The following is a 17428-nucleotide window of genomic DNA, read 5'->3' on the forward strand; positions in this document are numbered from 1 at the left end:
CGAGCCGAAATCCCGCGCCGAGGGGGTCACATGCGTCAGTGCTGCACTCACGTATACCACCCGATTGTCCTTGCCGCGTCCGATGCTTAGATTGCGTCGACCGCACCGCTGCAGCAAAGGTGCGCCCGTCGCCATAAGTGAAGGCCTCTCGCATGACCGGATCCGCCGCATTGTCGACCCCGATGACCGATCCATTCGGGCGGACCATCACCTACTTGCGCGTCTCCGTCACCGACCGCTGCGACCTGCGCTGCTTCTACTGTATGTCCGAAGACATGACGTTCCTGCCCAAGGCGGACCTGCTGACGCTGGAGGAGCTCGATCGGCTCTGTACGGCCTTCATCGCCAAGGGCGTGAAGAAGCTGCGCCTCACCGGCGGCGAGCCCTTGGTCCGCCGCAATGTGATGTCGCTGGTGCGCTCGTTGTCGCGGCATCTGTCGAGCGGCGCGTTGAGCGAGCTGACGCTGACCACCAACGGCACCCAGCTTGCGAAGCACGCGCGGGAGCTCGCCGATTGCGGCGTCCGCCGCATCAACGTCTCGCTCGACACCCTCGATCCCAAGAAGTTTCGCGAGATCACCCGCTGGGGCGAGATCGACAAGGTGCTGGAGGGCATCGAGGCCGCGCGCGCCGCAGGGCTCGCCGTGAAGATCAACGCCGTGGCGCTGAAGAACCTCAACGAGGACGAGCTGCCTTCGCTGATGCGCTGGGCCCACGGCAAGGGCATGGGCCTGACGCTGATCGAGGTGATGCCGATGGGCGAGATCGGATCGGGCCGCATTGACCAATATCTGCCGCTGTCGCTGGTGCGCGCCCGCCTCGCCCAGCAGTTCACGCTGACGGATCTGGCCGAGAGCACCGGCGGTCCGGCCCGCTATGTCGGCGTCGCCGAGACCGGCGGCAAGCTCGGCTTCATCACGCCGATGACCCATAATTTCTGCGAATCCTGTAATCGGGTACGCATCACCTGCACCGGAACGCTGCACACCTGCCTCGGCCATGAGGATGCCTCCGATTTGCGCAAACCTCTGCGTGCATCGAGCGACGATCTATTGCTTGCGGATGCGATCGACCGCGCCATCGGGCTGAAGCCCAAGGGCCACGATTTCATCATCGACCGCCGCCACGACCGGCCCAGCGTCTCCAGGCACATGAGCGTCACCGGCGGCTAACTCCGTATAGTTGCGGCCCTATTCCCCTTAACTATCAACAAACTTCCGATTGACTGGCGGCACGCCCGCTGGTTTGGTGCGGCGGCCTCATGCCTGCGCGGCGAGATAAGCCACGCGCCATCTCGGCGCAGTCAAGACGGCCGGGGCACAATCGGGGGAGGACCTATCGTTGCAAGCGCTCCTTAAGCTGAGCAGCAGGATCGACGCGTTCACGCGCTGGACCGGCAAACGTATTGCGTGGCTGATCGTGCTCGCCGTTGTCATTTCGGCGGTCAACGCGATCATCCGCAAGACGTTCGACACCTCGTCCAATTCGTGGCTCGAGCTGCAATGGGTGCTGTTCAGCATCGTCTTCCTGCTCTGTTCGCCCTGGACGCTGCTCGACAATGAGCACATCCGCATCGACATCGTAAGCAACACGATGCCCAAGAAGGCGCGCAACGTCATCGACATCGTCGGTCACGTGTTCTTCCTCATTCCGATCTGCATCGTCATGATCGTCACGGGCGTGCCGTTCTTCCTGCGCTCCTTCCAGATCAACGAGCAATCCGGCAATGCCGGCGGCCTGCCGCAATGGCCCGCCAAAGCCCTGATCATGGTGGGGTTCGCCTTCCTTCTGGTCCAAGGCATTTCCGAGCTGATCAAGCGGATCGCGGTGATGCGCGGCTTGATACCGGACCCGCACGAATCGCAGGTGTCGGCGCTCGAAGCGGAAGTCGAGCATCTCGTTGAAGCGATCGAGAAGAAGTAGCCGTTGGCGACGGTGTAGGGGGAATCCATGACCGCATTCATCATCGCCAATATGGCGCCCATCATGTTCGTATCGCTGGTCGTCATGCTGCTGCTCGGCTATCCGGCGGCATTCTCGCTCGGCGCCGTCGGCCTGTTCTTCGCCATCATCGGCGTCGAGCTCGGCCAGTTTCACCCCGACTTCCTCCAGGCCTTGCCGGAGCGCGTCTATGGCGTGATGAACAACGACACGCTGCTCGCGATCCCCTTCTTCACCTTCATGGGATTGGTGCTGGAGCGGTCGGGCATGGCCGAGGACCTGCTCGACACGATCGGCCAGCTGTTCGGCACGATCCGCGGCGGCCTCGCCTATGCCGTGATCTTCGTCGGCGCGCTGCTCGCTGCGACCACCGGCGTGGTCGCGGCGTCCGTGATCTCGATGGGCCTGATCTCGCTGCCGATCATGCTGCGCTATGGCTATGATCGCCGCGTGGCCGCCGGTGTCATCGCCGCCTCCGGCACGCTCGCGCAAATCATTCCGCCCTCCCTCGTCCTGATCGTGATGGCCGACCAGCTCGGCAAGTCCGTCGGCGACATGTACGAAGGCGCCTTCATCCCGGGCCTCGTGCTTGCCGCCCTCTACGCCGGATACGCTTTCCTCGTCAGCATGATCTGGCCGAAGGCGGCGCCCGGCCTGCCGAAGGACGCCATCGGCTTCCGCGAGGAGAATGGCGATCGCGGCCTGGTCTCGCTCGGTGTGCTGTTTCTCGCCAGCTGCGCATTCGGATGGCTCATGATGCGCAATTCCAGCACTCGTGGCGCCGATTACGTGGTGCTCAGCATGTTCTACGGCATCATCTTCGCATTCGCCGTCGCCGTGCTGAACTGGGTGGTGGATAAGCTGACCGGATTCCGTTTCCTCTCGAAGATGGCGCAGCAGACCACCTTCGTGATGGTGCCGCCGCTGTTCCTGATCTTCCTGGTGCTGGGCACGATCTTCATCGGCATCGCCACGCCGACCGAAGGCGGTGCGATGGGTGCCGCCGGCGCCCTCATTCTCGGTGCCGTGAAGCGGCGGCTGAGCTGGGACCTGATCCGGCAGGCCACGGAATCGACCGCCAAGCTGTCGGCCTTCGTCGTGTTCATCCTGGTCGGCGCCCGCATCTTTTCGCTCACCTTTTACGGGGTCAACGGTCACGTCTGGGTCGAGCACCTGCTCACATCGCTGCCGGGCGGCCAGATCGGCTTCCTGATCTTCGTCAACGCGCTCGTATTCGTACTGGCCTTCTTCCTCGACTTCTTCGAGCTGGCCTTCATCGTGATCCCGCTACTGGGACCGGCCGCCGAGAAGCTCGGCATCGACCTGATCTGGTTCGGCGTCATTCTCGGCGTCAATATGCAGACCTCGTTCATGCACCCGCCGTTCGGATTCGCGCTGTTCTATCTCCGGTCCGTCGCGCCGAAGGAGCGATACACCGATCGGGTCACCGGCAAGCGGATGGACCCCGTCACCACCGGCCAGATCTATTGGGGTGCGGTGCCCTTCGTCGTCATCCAGATCATCATGGTCGGCCTCGTGATCGCGTTCCCGTCGATGGTGATGCACTACAAGGGCGTGCAGACGAACATCGATCCCAGCACGATCAAGATCGAGGTGCCGCAGATCGAGCTGCCTCCGCTGGATCTCGGCCCTCCGCAGAAGTAGTGCGACAACTGGTTCTAGCAGCGAGCGCCCACACCCTCTTCCCTTCTCCCCTTGTGGGAGAAGGTGGCGCGAACGCAGTTCGCGCCGGATGAGGGGTTTCTCTCCGCGCATTTTACTCGCCGTCGGACTCGCGGAGACAACCCCTCACCCGGCTTCGCTATCGCGAAGCCGCCCTCTCCCACCAGGGGAGAGGGTGCAGCACGGCCGCGTGACAAGCGCCGCGAACACAGGCATATCGGCTCCTTCTTCAACCGAAGGACTGTCCGCTCATGCCCCGATCGCACCTCGCTTCCACGTTCTTTGGAACGTTGATCGCCTCACTCTGGCTGGCATCTGCCGCAACGCTGGTGCACGCCGAGCCGGTCGCCAACGTCCATGCGCTGGCGCAGAAGGAACAGCAGCCGCTGCTCGACACGCTGCGCGATCTCGTCAACATCGAATCCGGCAGCAAGGACATCGAAGGCCTGAACCAGATCGCCGAGCGCATTGCCGGTCAGCTCAAGCAACTCGGCGGCACGGTGGAGATCCTGCAGCCGACTGACATCTATCGCCTCGACGACACCCCCGAAAAGATCGGGCCGGCCGTACACGCCGTGTTCAAGGGCACGGGGTCCAAGAAGATCATGCTGATTGCCCACATGGACACGGTGTACCTGAAGGGCATGCTGAAGGACCAGCCGTTCCGCATCGACGGCGACAAGGCCTACGGGCTCGGCATTGCCGACGACAAGCAGGGCATCGCGCTCATTCTCCATACCGTAGCATTGCTGCAGAAGCTGAACTTCAGGGATTACGGCACGCTCACAGTGCTCACGAACGGCGACGAGGAGATCTCCTCGCCCGGCTGGCGCAGCACCATCACCAAGCTCGCATCGGATCAGGACGTGGTGTTCTCGTTCGAAGGCGGCGGCGCCGACGGCACGCTGCGCCTCGCCACCAGCGGCATCGGCTCGGCCTATCTTACCGTGCATGGCAGATCGTCACATGCCGGCGCACGGCCCGAAGGCGGCGTGAATGCGCTGTACGAGCTCTCGCACCAGGTGCTGCAGATGAAGGACTTGTCCAAGCCCGAGCAGGGCCTGAAGCTGAATTGGACGGTGTCCAAGTCCGGAACCAACCGCAATGTGATCCCTGCCGAGGCGACGGCCCAGGCCGACGCGCGCGCCCTCAAGGTGTCCGACTTCGACGAGTTGCAGAAGGCGCTGCAGGACAAGATCAAAAATCGCCTGCTGCCCGATTCCAGAGTCGAGCTGAAGTTCGAGGTGCGGCGCCCGCCGCTCGAACCCAGTGAGGCCTCGCGCCGGGTGGCGGCCTATGGCAAGACGATCTATGGGGAGATCGGACTATCCCTCAAGGTCGACGAGAAGGCCATCGGCGGCGGCACCGACGCGGCTTTCGCCGCACTGCAATCCAAAGGAGCCGTGGTGGAAGGCATGGGCCTGTCGGCCTTCGGCGCGCACTCCAACGATGCCGAATATGTGCAGGTGGGCAGCATCGTGCCGCGGCTGTATCTGACGACACGCATGATCATGGACCTGTCCACCGGCAAGCTGAAATAGCGGCTCGGTCGCCGCGTTTCACTTTCAGGCTTGCCGCCCTCCACGGCGAACGAGACCGAGCGAAGCTGTTCCGTCAGGAACAGGAAGCGTTCAGAGATCGTCTTCGAAATGACGTCCGGCATATGCGATTGTGACGATCTCGACCTCTGTCTTCAGGACACGGAACGCGATCGTCACGCGCCGCTCGAATCCGACGGTACGCAGACCTGGAAGAAGATCGTCGCGACTGGTCCCACGTTTGGGAAAGGTGGCGAGAGCCATGCATGCCTTCTCGATACGGTCGATATAGCCGCCTGCAATTCGGTAGCCGGCACGTTCTGCGATGTACTCGTAAAGGCCGACCAGATCGGCCTCCGCCTCCGGTCGGAATACGACCTTAAGTGCCACGCTTGGCTGCCTTCACGTTTCTGGCGTGACGAGTCCGCAGGCGTTTGAAAACGTCGCTCGCAGCAACGCTTGGGCGAGGATCCTGGACCGAAGCTTGGACCTTGGCGGCCAGATATTCGTCAAGCGCGGCATCCTGACGATCGAGGGCGCGGAGGGCCGAGCGCATGACTTCGCTGGCAGAGGCATATTCGCCTGACTTCAGGCGGGCTTCCAGGCTCGCGCGCTGCGGGCCAAGAGTCACGGTGATCGGCTTGCTGGTCCGCATGTGGTTCCCCTTCAGTGCTCTACAACGCAAGATATGACAGTGTCATACATACCTCAAGCGCCATCCGGGCCTCCCTGCTCCGCGCACGGGAAAAGGTGCATTGTCATTGCCGGGCCAGTTCCTCCCCCATCGTGACCTTGTCCGCCAGCCGAAACCGCAGCGTGAACTCCGCACCGCCGCCGGGCAGGTTCTCCACCGACACCGTGGCGGCGTGATCATCCGCCACGGCGCGCACGATCGAGAGCCCCAGCCCCGCGCCGTCACTGCGCCGGCGGTCGGCGCGCCAGAAGCGCTGGAAGATCAGCTCGCGCTCAGCCTCCGCGATCCCCGGGCCGGAATCGCGCACCTGCACCGAACCGTCCTCCCCCACCTCGACCTCGACGGTGGTGCCCTCCGCCGTGAACTTGATGGCGTTTTCGGCAAGATTGAACACCGCGCGCTGCAGCATCTCCGAATTGCCGTGGATCAGGACCGGTGCTTCGGTGCCCTTCAGCGCGATGTCCTTGCGTTGCGCGATCGCGAACGGAGCGATCGAGCCGACCACCTCGGCACAGACGGCGCGCAAATCCGCGGTCTCGCCGGGATCGAGCACCAGGGTGTCGAGCTCGGCGATCTCAAGCAGTTGGGCGACGATCCGGCTCATCGCCTCGATGTCGGCATGCAGCGCCCGCCGTTCCGCGCCGTCGCCGAGCGTCTCGATCCGCGTGCGCAGGATCGCCAGCGGCGTGCGCAATTGATGCGCGGCATCCGCCGTGAACTGCCGCTGCACGCGAAAGCCGGCCTCGAGGCGGTCGAGCGCCTGGTTCACGGCGGTGACCAGCGGCACGATCTCGCGCGGAATCTGCTCGGTCGGCAGGCGAATGTCGGTGCGTGCAGGGCCGATGTTGCTGGCCTCCTGGGAGGCCTTCCACAACGGCGCGATCGCGCGGCGGAAGATGATGATGTCGATGGCAAGCAGGACCAGGAGGATCGGGACGGTGATCCACCCGACCCGCCGAAAAAAGTTCGAGACGATATCGTCGATGATGACGTCCCGGTGGGCCAGATCCTCGGCAACCTGGATGCGCACCGTCTTGCCGGCAACGTCTCGCGTGACGCTGGCGCCGGAGACGGTGTCGGAGAAACGGGAGGGCGCCGTCGCGGCGGAACGCCGGTGGGAGGAGAACAGCAACCTTCCGTCGGCATCGCGAATGTCGAACTGGTAGCGGCCGTAGGCGTCCGAATAAAGCCCCTTGAGGCTGTCGGGCAGGTTGAAGGTCAACGTGCCGTCCGGCTGCGCGACGATGCGCTCCGCCAGCACCTCGGCCTGCGCGCGCATGGCATCGCGATGCAGCTGGTCGATCTCGGAGTTGAGCAGCCAGAACAACACCAGCGGCAGGAAGATCGCGACCATCGCGACCGCGACGATGTGCAGAAACACGATGCGCGAGATCAGCGATTTGAAGGTCAGCGATCCGGCACGGCCCGCGGCGGGCACGCTATTTCTCCTCGGTCATGAGATAGCCGACGCCACGGATCGTATGGATCACGACCTTGGCGCCGTGTTCAGTCAGCTGCTTGCGCAGCCGCGACACGTAGACCTCGATCGCATTGGAGGCGACGTCGCCTTCGAGACCGAAGATGTGGTCCTCGACGTTCTTCTTCGGTACCACCCGCCCCTGCCGGCGCAGCAGGATCTCGAGCACCGAGGTCTCGCGCGCGGAGATGATCCGCGGCTGGTCGTCGACGAAGATCTGCCGGCTCTCGGTGTCGTAGACGAGGTTGGCGAGAGTGAGCGAGCGGCCGAGCAACTGGCCGGGGCGGCGCAGGATGGCCTCCAGCCGCGCCACCAGCTCCTCCATCGCGAACGGTTTTGCCAAATAGTCGTCGGCGCCGCTGCGCAGGCCGGTGACGCGGTCCTGCAAGCCGCCGCGCGCGGTCAGCACCAGCACCGGCAGCGGCTCCATCTTGAGGCGCAGCTCGCGCAGCACCGACAGGCCGTCGCCGTCGGGCAGGCCGAGGTCGAGGATCATCGCGGCATAGTTCACGCAGCTCACCGCCTCGCGCGCCTCGGCCGCGCTGCCCACGATGTCGCTCTCATAGCCGGCTGCGGCCAGCCCACCGGCCACGAGCCGCGACAGCTCGGCATTGTCCTCGACGATCAGAAGCCGCATCGCATATCCGCTGGACGTTCCTGATACCGCACCGCTCGCGCCGCATCTGCGCTCTTTTCCAGCATTCGGGGCGCCGCGGCCAGCGAAAAAGCGCCGAATAGCCTCTCCTTGTCAGGTCAGTGTAAGCCAGCGCTGCGCATGAACCCGGTCATCGACCACATGATCATCGCCGGCCGAAGATTGACCCACGGAACATTCGTTTTGGCGTGTCGTTAAATCCAAGCGCTCAGGATGAGCGCCTGGAGGAGCCCGATGTCGTATTTTCCATCTGGCGAAGACCAAGCCTTCCGCATTTGCAAGGTGCTCGCCGACGTCTTCTGCGCGATCCTGCTCGGCACCTTTTCGATCGTGTTCTTCGGCTGGATCGGCGGAATTGTCGCCTTCGTCATTCTCGAAGCTGCCCTGCTCGGGCTCGACTGGCTCATGCCAAGCGCAAGAGACGCAGCAGGCGTCGTTCGCTAGCCGCGCTTCCGATGCTCGGCAGCCGACCGATGGTCCGCCTCTGGCGGCAAATAAGCTCGGCTGCTACGACTCAGCTTGCCCCAACGCGCGGACCTTTCCATTACGACGCGCGCCGGCACTAACGGAAAAGGACATCGACCAGGCCTTGCGCAGCGCTCTTTGAGTTTCATCGGGATCGAAGCGCATCGGGGGCATCGTTCAGCGCCACGATTTCGGATCGGGCGATGATGCATGTCTACCACTGTTTTGCCCGACGGGTCAAAAATTTCGGTAATTTCGCAATCGCTCGTGGTAACGAAGTCAAGTCATTGATGTCGCTGCCCCGGTCTACTGTGCATGGGGTTGTTTTCGATGTTTTGGTTGGACGCCCTCCCAACAGTAGCGACAACGCCCCGGAGTCTTTCGCTCCGGGGCGTGCCGCATTCGATCGGGACGCGATCAGCTCTGCGAGCGCCGCGCCATGAAGATGTCGTAGCCGACCTCGGCCACCTGGAACCAGGAATAGCCGTCGCTCGTGAACTTGGCGAGCGAGTCGTTCACCTTCTTGAAGTTCGGATTGGTCGCAGCGACTTCGGCGTGCAGCTCCTTGGCCGCCTTGTAGCAGGCATCCATGATCGCGGGCGAGAAGGCGTGCAGCTTGGTGCCGCCGGCGAGCAGCTTCCTCAGCGCCAGCGGATTGGCGTTGTCGTAGCGCGCCATCATGTAATTGTTGGCGTAGTGGCCGGCCTGCTCCAGCACGCTCTGGTAATATTTCGGCAGCGCGTTCCACTTGTCGAGGTTGACGAAAGCCATCAGCATCGGACCGCCTTCCCACCAGCCGGGATAGTAGTAGTGCGGCGCGATCTTGTAGAAGCCGAGCTTCTCGTCGTCATAAGGCCCGACCCATTCGGCGGCGTCGATCGTGCCCTTCTCCAGCGCCGGATAGATGTCACCGCCGGCGAGCTGCTGCGGCACCACGCCGAGCTTCTGGAGCACGCGGCCGGTGAAGCCGCCGATGCGGAACTTCATGCCCTTGAGATCGTCGGGCGTGTTGACCTCTTTCCTGAACCAGCCGCCCATCTGGCAACCGGTATTGCCCGCGAGCAGCGAGATGACGTTGTAGCCCTTGTAGAACTCGTTGAGCACATCGCGGCCGCCGCCGAGCATGTACCAGGCCTGATTGATGCGCATGTTGGGACCGAACGGCACGGCCGATCCGAAGGTGAAGGTCGGGTCCTTGCCGAAATAATAATAGGACGCGGTATGGCCGATCTCGCAGGTGCCGTTCTGCACGGCGTCGAGCACCTGCAGGCCCGGCACGATCTCGCCGGCCGCGAAGATCTGGATCTGGAATTTGTTGTCGGTCGCCTCGGCGACCATCTTGCACATCATCTCGGCGCCGCCAAACAGCGTGTCGAGCGATTTCGGCCAGCTCGTCGGCATGCGCCATTTGATTTCCGGCATCGACTGCGCGATCGCGGGAGCCGCGAGCGTGGCGGCGCCGGCCGCGCCAAGTCCTGTGACCTTGATGAAGTCTCTTCTCTTCATGATTTCCTACCCTGATGGATCTGATTGTGGAGCCTTCTTTGCGAGGCTTGCCGACAGCATGGAACATCACGGGACCGAATGCCATCCCGATCGCAAAGAAAAAGCCCGGCCTCCTGGGGAGGCCGGGCTAGTGGTCTTACGACCTAAGCCGGAGATCAGCCGCGGGTGCGCGAGCGGATCATGAAGCTGTCGTAGGTATATTCGGCAACCTGCCACCACAGATATTCGTCGGAGCGGTAGGCCTGCATGGAATCGATGGCCTTCTTGAAGTCGGCGTTCTTGCCGGAGACCTCGGCCCACAGCTCGTTGGTCGCCTTGAGGCAGGCTTCCAGCACCTCGTTGGTGAACGGACGAAGCTGGGTGCCGCCGGCGACCAGGCGCTTCAGCGCCGCCGGGTTCTGCATGTCGTAGCGCGCGGCCATCCAGCTGTTGGCGTTCGCCGTCGCGTTGGTGAGGATCGCCTGGTAGCTCTTCGGCAGCGCATTGAACTTTTCCAGGTTGGCGAAGGCGTGGACGGTCGGACCGCCCTCCCAGAAGCCCGGATAATAGTAGTACTTGGCGACCTTGGCGAAGCCGAGCTTCTCGTCATCGTAGGGGCCGACCCACTCGGCGGCGTCGATGGTGCCCTTCTCCAGCGCGGGATAGATGTCGCCGCCGGCGAGCTGCTGCGGCACGACGCCGACCTTCTGCAGCACCTGGCCGGCGATGCCGCCGATGCGCATCTTGAGGCCAGAGAGGTCGGCAACGGTCTTGATCTCCTTGCGGAACCAGCCGCCCATCTGGGTACCGGTGTTGCCGCAGGGGAAGCCGATCACGTTCGACTTCTTGAAGAACTCGTTCGCGAGCTCGTTGCCGCCGCCCTGATACAGCCACGAATTCTGCTGGCGCGCATTGAGGCCGAACGGCACCGAGGCGAAGATCGCGAAGGTGGGGTCCTTGCCGACGTAATAGTACGAGACGGTGTGGCACATATCGACCGTGCCGTTCGAGGTCGCATCGAGCGCCTGGAGGCCGGGGACGATTTCGCCGGCGGCGAACACCTGAATCTGGAACTTGTTGTCAGTCATCTCGGCGACGTACTTCGCCACCTGCTCGGCGCCGCCATAGATGGTGTCGAGCGACTTCGGGAAGCTCGAAGTCAGGCGCCACTTCACCTCGGGCGAGGACTGTGCGATCGCCGGCGAGGCCACCGCGGTCGCCGCCGCGCCTGCTGCCGACACTTTGAGAAAATCACGACGCTTCATCTTCAGGTCTCTCCTTGCTGGGGCGTTTCCCCTTGACTTCTCTTCTTGCCGCCGCTCGTTCCGGCGACGCGTTGAGGTCGCGTCGAACCGAAGGGGCTTGACTGCGGGGGGCCTTTAACACGGCCAGCCCGGTTTCGGAACGCGACAATGGCATGACGGGGCTCTACGAAAGTCGCATGCCCCGGAGCCTGCCGCGGTGCCCCCATTCAGGCCGCGGCGATGACACCCTTGAGCTGGTCCCGGACCTGGCCGGCAATGGCGCGGTAGATCGCCGCATGAGGGCCGTCCGGCTCGCTGTCGACCACGGGATTGCCGGCGTCCGAGGTGGCGCGAATCGCCATGTGCAGGGGGATCTCGCCCAGGAATGGGACGCCGAGCTTCTCGGCCTCGTGCCGCGCCCCGCCATGGCCGAAAATATCCGACTTGGTGCCGCAATGCGGACATTGGAAGTAGCTCATATTCTCGACGATGCCGAGCACGGGCACGTTGACCTTCTTGAACATGGCAAGCCCCCGCCGCGCATCGATCAGGGACAGGTCCTGCGGGGTCGAGACGATCACGGCCCCCTTGAGCGGCACGTTCTGCGCCAGCGTGAGCTGGGCATCGCCGGTGCCCGGCGGCATGTCGACGACCAGCACATCGAGCTTGCCCCATTCGACGTCGCGCAGCATCTGCGTCACCGCCGACATCACCATCGGGCCGCGCCAGATCATCGCGGTCTCCTCCTCGACCAGGAAGCCGATCGACATGATGGCGAGCCCGAAGCGCCGAAGCGGAATCATCTTGCGCTCGTCGTTCAGCTCCGGCTTGTCGCGCAGGCCCGTCAGGCGCGGCACCGAGGGGCCGTAGATATCGGCGTCGAGCAGCCCGACCTTGAGGCCGAGGTCGCGCAGGCCGAGCGCCAGATTGAGCGCCGTGGTCGACTTTCCGACGCCGCCCTTGCCGGAGGCGACCGCGATTACGGCGGCAACGCCGGGAATTTCCGATTGCCGCGCCATCGGCGACCCCCCGCCCTGGGGCGGCTTGTGGGCATGGGCCGGCTGCACGCCGGGCGTGCCGCGGCTCGGCTGCGGGGGTGGCGGCGGCGCGGAGCCCGGCTTGCGCTCGGCGGTCAGCGCCACCATGACGGTGGTGACACCGGGAATGCTGCGCACGGCGGCTTCCGCTTCGGCCCGGACGGATTCCCAGGCTCTTGCCTCGGCGGCGTCGACATTGATCGAGAAGAATACCTTGCCGTCGGAGGCGCTGATCGCGCTCAGCACATTGGCATGGGGGAGCGCGACCCCGCGGGGCGACTGGACCCTGGCGAGGCTATCGAGAACCTGTTGCTGCGTCACGCTCAAAGCGCATCTCCTGCAGTTGAGGATGCCCCATTAGAGCGGAAACGCCCAAAAGGCTACTGTCTGCCGATATCGTCCGCCTTTTCGGCCGGCGCCGCCCCCTGCTCCAGGGCGGCCTCGTAGTTCAGCTCGATCATGACCCCGTTGGGGTCGTGGACGAAGATCTGCCAGAGATCGCCACCGGGCACCTGGCGGGCCTCGAACTTGATCTTCTTTGACGCCAGCCGCTGTTTCATACCGTCAAAGCCGCGACTGGCGAAGGCGACATGGTGGACAACGCCGGAATCCGGCTTTTGTGGCTCGTCGGTCGGGGAAATGTCGACGAGGTGAACCACCGGCCTGCCCTCGCTGTACATCCAGGCGCCCGGGAAGGCGAAGTTCGGCCGCGCGCCTTTTTCCAGGCCCAGCACGTCTTCGTAGAAGCGGACGGTCTCGGCCAGATTCCGGGTCCGGATGTTGAAATGATCGAGGACGCCTACGCTCACGCCGCCCATGCTCTCGCTCCCTTGTTTTGAAGTCCTTGGGTCGCCACCCTAGCACGGCAGGCCGCCAAACGAAGCCGTTGCCCTCTGGCCTCAAGGGTTTATGGTGCGCCTCCGGTCCGCCCTCACCGCGGAACCCAGGCATCCCTCGCTTGGCAAGAACCGTAAACCCGAACTACGGACAAGGTACCACTATGGCTAAAGTCGCTTTCCTCGGTCTTGGCGTGATGGGCTTCCCCATGGCCGGACACCTCGTGAAAAAAGGGGGCCATGAGGTCACCGTCTACAACCGCACCGCGGCGAAGGCGAAGGAATGGGCGGACAAGTTCGGCGGCAAGACCGCACCGACCCCGAAGGCCGCCGCCGAGGGTCAGGATTTCGTGATGTGCTGCGTCGGCAACGACAACGATCTGCGCGCGGTCACGATCGGCCCCGACGGCGCCTTCGCCGGCATGAAGAAGGGTGCGACCTTCGTCGACCACACCACTGCCTCCGCCGAGGTCGCCCGTGAGCTCGACGCAGCCGCGACCAAGGCCGGCTTCAAATTCGTCGACGCCCCCGTCTCCGGCGGCCAGGCCGGCGCCGAGAACGGCGTGCTGACGGTGATGTGCGGCGGCGCGCAGGACGCCTATTCCGGCGCCGAGCCGATCATCACGGGCGCCTATGCGCGGATGTGCAAGCTGCTCGGGCCCGCCGGAAGCGGCCAGCTGACCAAGATGGTCAACCAGATTTGCATCGCCGGTCTGGTGCAGGGCCTCTCCGAAGGCATCCATTTCGCCAAGAAGAGCGGCCTGGACGTCGCCGCAGTGATCGAGACCATCTCGAAAGGGGCCGCCCAGTCCTGGCAAATGGAGAACCGCTACAAGACCATGAACGAGGACAAGTACGATTTCGGCTTCGCGGTCGAATGGATGCGCAAGGACCTCTCGATCGCGCTGGCCGAAGCCCGCCGCAACGGCGCCAATCTGCCGGTGACCGCGCTCGTCGATCAGTTTTATTCCGAGGTCGAGAAGATGGGCGGCAAGCGCTGGGATACGTCGAGCCTGCTCGCACGCCTGCAACGCTGACGCTCTGTTGCGGCCTGGTTCGGCGTAGCCGGCTTTGAACGTCGTCGCGACATCCGTCGCGACGGCGTTCCGTAAAGCGCGCCGACCGAAACAATCATAGACTTCCGGGGGGAAGCCTTGCCTAACGTGATCGCCGCCGTCCTTGCTGTTGTTGCGCGCCTGTTCCCGGTCGCGCTCCTGGCCCTGCTGGCATCACCTTCGCAGGCGCTTGCCGCATCGCTCGATGGTGCCAGCATTGGCCCGCAATGGGCACTTCCATTCGCGGGGATGCTGCTCTCGATCGCCATATTTCCGCTCGCCGCGCCTCACTTCTGGGAGCATCACCAAGGCAAGATTGCCGCGATGTGGGCCACCCTGATCGCGCTGCCGCTTGCAATCTGGTACGGCCCGCTTCCAACCGTCCAAGCGCTCGTTCATACGGCGCTGCTCGAATACGTCCCGTTCATTCTGCTGCTCCTCGCCCTGTTTACCGTCGCCGGCGGAATCGTGGTGCGCGGCAATCTTCACGGCTCCCCCGTCCTGAATACGCTGCTGCTCGCTCTCGGCACTCTGATCGCGAGCGTCATCGGCACGACCGGCGCCTCAATGGTCATGATCCGACCGGTGATCCGCGCCAATGACGATCGGCGGCACAACGCGCACGTCGTGATCTTCTTCATCTTTCTGGTGTCCAACATCGGCGGTTCGCTCTCCCCCCTTGGAGATCCCCCGTTGTTTCTGGGGTTCCTGCGCGGCGTGGATTTTTTCTGGACGACGACACACCTGCTTCCCCAGACCACGTTCGCGGCCTGGATTCTGCTCGCCCTGTTCTTTTGCATCGATACTTATCTCTATCGCAAGGAAGGCCGCGTCAAACCGGACCCAACTCCGGACAATCCCTTGCGGATCAGCGGCGGCCTCAACTTCGCTTTGATGGGAGTCATCATCGCTGCGATCCTCTTGAGTGCCAAGCTCGACCTCGGCGGATTTGAAGTTCTCGGCACGCATCTCCAGGTGCAGAATCTCCTGCGCGATGCCGTGATGATCGGAGTCGTGTTCGCATCTCTCGCCGTCACCTCGAAGGAGGACCACGACGCGAACGGCTTCTCTTGGGGCCCGATGATCGAAGTGGCAAAGCTGTTTGCCGCGATCTTCATCACCATCATTCCCGTGCTCGCGATTCTCAACGCCGGCAAATCCGGCGCGTTTGCCTCCGTCGTAAACATGGTCACCAACGCAGACGGCACGCCGAACAATGCCGCATATTTCTGGTTGACCGGCCTGCTCTCATCCTTTCTCGACAATGCGCCGACCTATCTGGTCTTCTTTGAACTTGCCGGAGGCGACGCCAAGCATCTGATGACGAACGGCGCCTTGACCCTTGCCGCGATTTCCGCCGGTGCGGTGTTCATGGGCGCAAACTCCTACATCGGCAACGCGCCCAATTTCATGGTGTACGCAATTGCCCGAGCGAGTGGTGTCGCAATGCCCGGCTTCTTCGGATACATGGCCTGGACCTCCGTCCTGCTGCTGCCGGTCTTCGGGTTGGTCACGCTCGTTTTCTTCAGATGATTGAAGCGCGGGTTGATGAAAGCGGCCGCCCGGACTGCGTATGAATTAACGTTCGGTTAACGTAATTCTTTAGCTCCTTAAGTCAGCTCTTAAGGATTTCTTGCCAGAGATAGACAATGCAGAAAGCCCGCGTCCGGCGTGGGCAGGAATCCGTGTTGCTTGATGAGTAACCCCGCTGAAAAGCCCGAGGTCGTGCAGCTTCCGGCCGAGCCGGTGAGCGCGCCATCGGCGAGCAGCCGAAGGGCTGCGGCGCAGCGGGTGCGCGAGGCGCGCGACAAGTTAACGTCGACCAGTGGAACCCGGCCGGCTTTCGACGCCGAGATGCTGCGGCAATACGCCCAGACCCGGCTGTCCGCCTCCTATGTCGTGATGCTCCTGGTGGTGGCGACCGGCGTGCTGTTCGGGCTATGGATGCAGCCGATCCCGGCCGCGGCCTGGACCGCGGGCATGCTCTGCATCCACAGCGCCATGATCCGCAGCTGCCGGCGCTTCCTGACCGAGCCCGCCTCTCCGGCCGCGACACGCGCATGGCGGACGCGCTTCGTCGTGCTCGACCTGCTCTATGGCCTGTGCTGGATGGCGATCCTGATCCATCCCGTGCTCGACATGGTCACCGAAACGCTGATGATGTTCTTGATGCTGCTGGTGATCGCAGTATCGAGCATGCTCGCGGCCAATCTGCCGATCGCAGCCCTCGCCGCCACGGCGCCGGTCGCGGTTGCGATGGCGCTGAGCTTCGTGACGACCGGATCGCTGGACAATTACATCCTGGCAGCGCTGTCGCTCGCCGCCGAAGGCTATTTCGTGCTGCTGGCGCACCGCCTGCACTCCTCCACCTTCGCCACGCTGGAAGCACGTGCGGAAAAGGACGCGCTGATCGGCGAGCTGGAGCAGGCCAAGGCAATCTCGGACGAAGCGCGCCACCGCGCCGAAGCCGCCAACGTCGCCAAGTCGCGCTTCCTCGCGCAGATGAGCCACGAGCTGCGGACGCCGCTGAACGCCATCCTCGGCTTCTCAGAGGTCATGAAGAGCGAGATTTTCGGCGCGCATGCGGTACCGGTCTACAAGGAATATTCCGCCGACATCCATAATTCCGGCGTGCACCTGCTCAACCTGATCAACGAGATCCTCGATCTGTCACGGATCGAAGCCGGCCGTTACGAGCTCAACGAGGAGGCGGTGTCCCTGGTCGGCATCGTCGCCGATTGCCATCATCTGATGAAGCTGCGTGCCTCGAGCCGCGGCATCACCATCCACGAAGTGTTCGAGCAGGCGATGCCGCGGCTCTGGGCCGACGAGCGCGCGATCCGCCAGGTCGTGCTCAACCTGCTCTCCAACTCGATCAAGTTCACCCCGCAGGGCGGCGAGATCTGGCTCAAGGCCGGCTGGACCGCCTCCGGCGGACAATATCTCTCGGTGAGGGATTCCGGCTCCGGCATACCCGAGGACGAGATCCCGGTCGTGCTCGCCTCGTTCGGCCAGGGCTCCAATTCGATCAAGTCGGCTGAACAGGGCGCCGGCCTCGGCCTGCCGATCGCCAAGAACCTGATCGACCTGCACGGTGGCACGTTCACGTTGAAATCGAAGCTGCGCATCGGCACCGAGGTGATCGTCACATTCCCGCCGGAGCGCGTGATGAGCGCGCTTGCCCCACTCTCGGACGATTCTCCACCGCTCCAGCCGGAGAGCTCCGTCGTGCCGGACGAGAAACGTCGGCCGCGGCACAAGCCGATCATGAGTGCCGGCACAGGCTCTTAACGAGATGCTTGCAGACATGCCCGATCA

At 63.7% G+C, this 17428-nt stretch carries 16 protein-coding genes; 8 read left to right on the top strand and 8 right to left on the bottom strand.

Features of this window, described 5'->3' with window-relative positions; all coding sequences use genetic code 11:
- Positions 1 to 152: 152 nt before the first annotated feature.
- The 4 genes from moaA to ACTEK7_RS06755 all read left to right on the top strand — a co-directional run bounded on the left by moaA (position 153) and on the right by ACTEK7_RS06755 (position 5165).
- Positions 153 to 1172 (top strand): GTP 3',8-cyclase MoaA, encoded by a 1020-nt coding sequence (moaA, locus tag ACTEK7_RS06740; protein WP_036001562.1) that lies wholly within the window; start codon positions 153 to 155, stop codon positions 1170 to 1172.
- 169 nt (positions 1173 to 1341) lie between these two features.
- Positions 1342 to 1923, top strand: a complete 582-nt coding sequence (locus tag ACTEK7_RS06745) for a TRAP transporter small permease subunit (RefSeq protein ID WP_036001566.1) — start codon at positions 1342 to 1344, stop codon at positions 1921 to 1923.
- 27 nt (positions 1924 to 1950) lie between these two features.
- Positions 1951 to 3606: a TRAP transporter large permease gene (locus ACTEK7_RS06750; RefSeq protein WP_109144150.1), complete on the top strand. Its 1656-nt coding sequence runs from the start codon at positions 1951 to 1953 to the stop codon at positions 3604 to 3606.
- A gap of 269 nt (positions 3607 to 3875) precedes the next feature.
- Positions 3876 to 5165 (top strand): M20/M25/M40 family metallo-hydrolase, encoded by a 1290-nt coding sequence (locus tag ACTEK7_RS06755; RefSeq protein ID WP_225146540.1) that lies wholly within the window; start codon positions 3876 to 3878, stop codon positions 5163 to 5165.
- Positions 5166 to 5255: 90 nt separating this feature from the next.
- On the opposite strand, the gene ACTEK7_RS06760 is transcribed toward ACTEK7_RS06755, so the two are convergent.
- The 4 genes from ACTEK7_RS06760 to ACTEK7_RS06775 all read right to left on the bottom strand — a co-directional run bounded on the left by ACTEK7_RS06760 (position 5256) and on the right by ACTEK7_RS06775 (position 7970).
- Positions 5256 to 5552: a type II toxin-antitoxin system RelE/ParE family toxin gene (locus tag ACTEK7_RS06760; protein WP_036034500.1), complete on the bottom strand. Its 297-nt coding sequence runs from the start codon at positions 5550 to 5552 to the stop codon at positions 5256 to 5258.
- Positions 5542 to 5817: a ribbon-helix-helix domain-containing protein gene (locus ACTEK7_RS06765; RefSeq protein ID WP_036022224.1), complete on the bottom strand. Its 276-nt coding sequence runs from the start codon at positions 5815 to 5817 to the stop codon at positions 5542 to 5544. The genes ACTEK7_RS06760 and ACTEK7_RS06765 overlap by 11 nt, the downstream gene beginning before the upstream one ends.
- A 103-nt stretch (positions 5818 to 5920) precedes the next feature.
- Positions 5921 to 7294 (bottom strand): sensor histidine kinase, encoded by a 1374-nt coding sequence (locus ACTEK7_RS06770; protein ID WP_463671649.1) that lies wholly within the window; start codon positions 7292 to 7294, stop codon positions 5921 to 5923.
- A 1-nt stretch (position 7295) separates the two neighbouring features.
- Positions 7296 to 7970, bottom strand: coding sequence for a response regulator (locus tag ACTEK7_RS06775; protein WP_225146539.1), 675 nt, complete (start codon positions 7968 to 7970; stop codon positions 7296 to 7298).
- A gap of 252 nt (positions 7971 to 8222) precedes the next feature.
- On the opposite strand from ACTEK7_RS06775, the gene ACTEK7_RS06780 reads away from it, so the two are divergent.
- Positions 8223 to 8432, top strand: coding sequence for a hypothetical protein (locus ACTEK7_RS06780; RefSeq protein WP_036001583.1), 210 nt, complete (start codon positions 8223 to 8225; stop codon positions 8430 to 8432).
- Between the two features lie 438 nt (positions 8433 to 8870).
- Here ACTEK7_RS06780 and ACTEK7_RS06785 read toward each other — a convergent pair whose 3' ends face one another.
- The 4 genes from ACTEK7_RS06785 to ACTEK7_RS06800 all read right to left on the bottom strand — a co-directional run bounded on the left by ACTEK7_RS06785 (position 8871) and on the right by ACTEK7_RS06800 (position 13037).
- Positions 8871 to 9959 (bottom strand): TRAP transporter substrate-binding protein, encoded by a 1089-nt coding sequence (locus ACTEK7_RS06785; protein ID WP_225146538.1) that lies wholly within the window; start codon positions 9957 to 9959, stop codon positions 8871 to 8873.
- A 155-nt stretch (positions 9960 to 10114) separates the two neighbouring features.
- Positions 10115 to 11203 (bottom strand): TRAP transporter substrate-binding protein, encoded by a 1089-nt coding sequence (locus tag ACTEK7_RS06790; protein WP_036001589.1) that lies wholly within the window; start codon positions 11201 to 11203, stop codon positions 10115 to 10117.
- A gap of 206 nt (positions 11204 to 11409) precedes the next feature.
- Positions 11410 to 12546, bottom strand: a complete 1137-nt coding sequence (locus ACTEK7_RS06795; protein ID WP_036001591.1) for an Mrp/NBP35 family ATP-binding protein — start codon at positions 12544 to 12546, stop codon at positions 11410 to 11412.
- 53 nt (positions 12547 to 12599) lie between these two features.
- Positions 12600 to 13037, bottom strand: coding sequence for a VOC family protein (locus tag ACTEK7_RS06800; RefSeq protein ID WP_036001594.1), 438 nt, complete (start codon positions 13035 to 13037; stop codon positions 12600 to 12602).
- 182 nt (positions 13038 to 13219) lie between these two features.
- On the opposite strand from ACTEK7_RS06800, the gene ACTEK7_RS06805 reads away from it, so the two are divergent.
- The 3 genes from ACTEK7_RS06805 to ACTEK7_RS06815 all read left to right on the top strand — a co-directional run bounded on the left by ACTEK7_RS06805 (position 13220) and on the right by ACTEK7_RS06815 (position 17401).
- Positions 13220 to 14092, top strand: a complete 873-nt coding sequence (locus ACTEK7_RS06805; RefSeq protein WP_036001597.1) for an NAD(P)-dependent oxidoreductase — start codon at positions 13220 to 13222, stop codon at positions 14090 to 14092.
- A 117-nt stretch (positions 14093 to 14209) separates the two neighbouring features.
- On the top strand, positions 14210 to 15643 hold the full coding sequence (locus tag ACTEK7_RS06810) for a sodium:proton antiporter (RefSeq protein WP_249786397.1): 1434 nt from the start codon (positions 14210 to 14212) through the stop codon (positions 15641 to 15643).
- Between the two features lie 162 nt (positions 15644 to 15805).
- Positions 15806 to 17401 carry a sensor histidine kinase gene (locus ACTEK7_RS06815; RefSeq protein WP_036001601.1) on the top strand — a complete coding sequence of 532 codons (1596 nt, stop codon included), beginning with the start codon at positions 15806 to 15808 and terminating at the stop codon, positions 17399 to 17401.
- Positions 17402 to 17428 lie beyond the last annotated feature (27 nt).

The organism is Bradyrhizobium sp. JHI2711 (assembly GCF_056156565.1).

Coding starts and splice junctions, on each gene's coding strand:
- moaA (WP_036001562.1), top strand. CDS start 153: ATGACCGGATCCGCCGCATTGTCGACCCCGATGACCGATCCATTCGGG.
- ACTEK7_RS06750 (WP_109144150.1), top strand. CDS start 1,951: ATGACCGCATTCATCATCGCCAATATGGCGCCCATCATGTTCGTATCG.
- ACTEK7_RS06755 (WP_225146540.1), top strand. CDS start 3,876: ATGCCCCGATCGCACCTCGCTTCCACGTTCTTTGGAACGTTGATCGCC.
- ACTEK7_RS06765 (WP_036022224.1), bottom strand. CDS start 5,817: ATGCGGACCAGCAAGCCGATCACCGTGACTCTTGGCCCGCAGCGCGCG.
- ACTEK7_RS06775 (WP_225146539.1), bottom strand. CDS start 7,970: ATGCGGCTTCTGATCGTCGAGGACAATGCCGAGCTGTCGCGGCTCGTG.
- ACTEK7_RS06780 (WP_036001583.1), top strand. CDS start 8,223: ATGTCGTATTTTCCATCTGGCGAAGACCAAGCCTTCCGCATTTGCAAG.
- ACTEK7_RS06785 (WP_225146538.1), bottom strand. CDS start 9,959: ATGAAGAGAAGAGACTTCATCAAGGTCACAGGACTTGGCGCGGCCGGC.
- ACTEK7_RS06790 (WP_036001589.1), bottom strand. CDS start 11,203: ATGAAGCGTCGTGATTTTCTCAAAGTGTCGGCAGCAGGCGCGGCGGCG.
- ACTEK7_RS06800 (WP_036001594.1), bottom strand. CDS start 13,037: ATGGGCGGCGTGAGCGTAGGCGTCCTCGATCATTTCAACATCCGGACC.
- ACTEK7_RS06805 (WP_036001597.1), top strand. CDS start 13,220: ATGGCTAAAGTCGCTTTCCTCGGTCTTGGCGTGATGGGCTTCCCCATG.
- ACTEK7_RS06815 (WP_036001601.1), top strand. CDS start 15,806: ATGAGTAACCCCGCTGAAAAGCCCGAGGTCGTGCAGCTTCCGGCCGAG.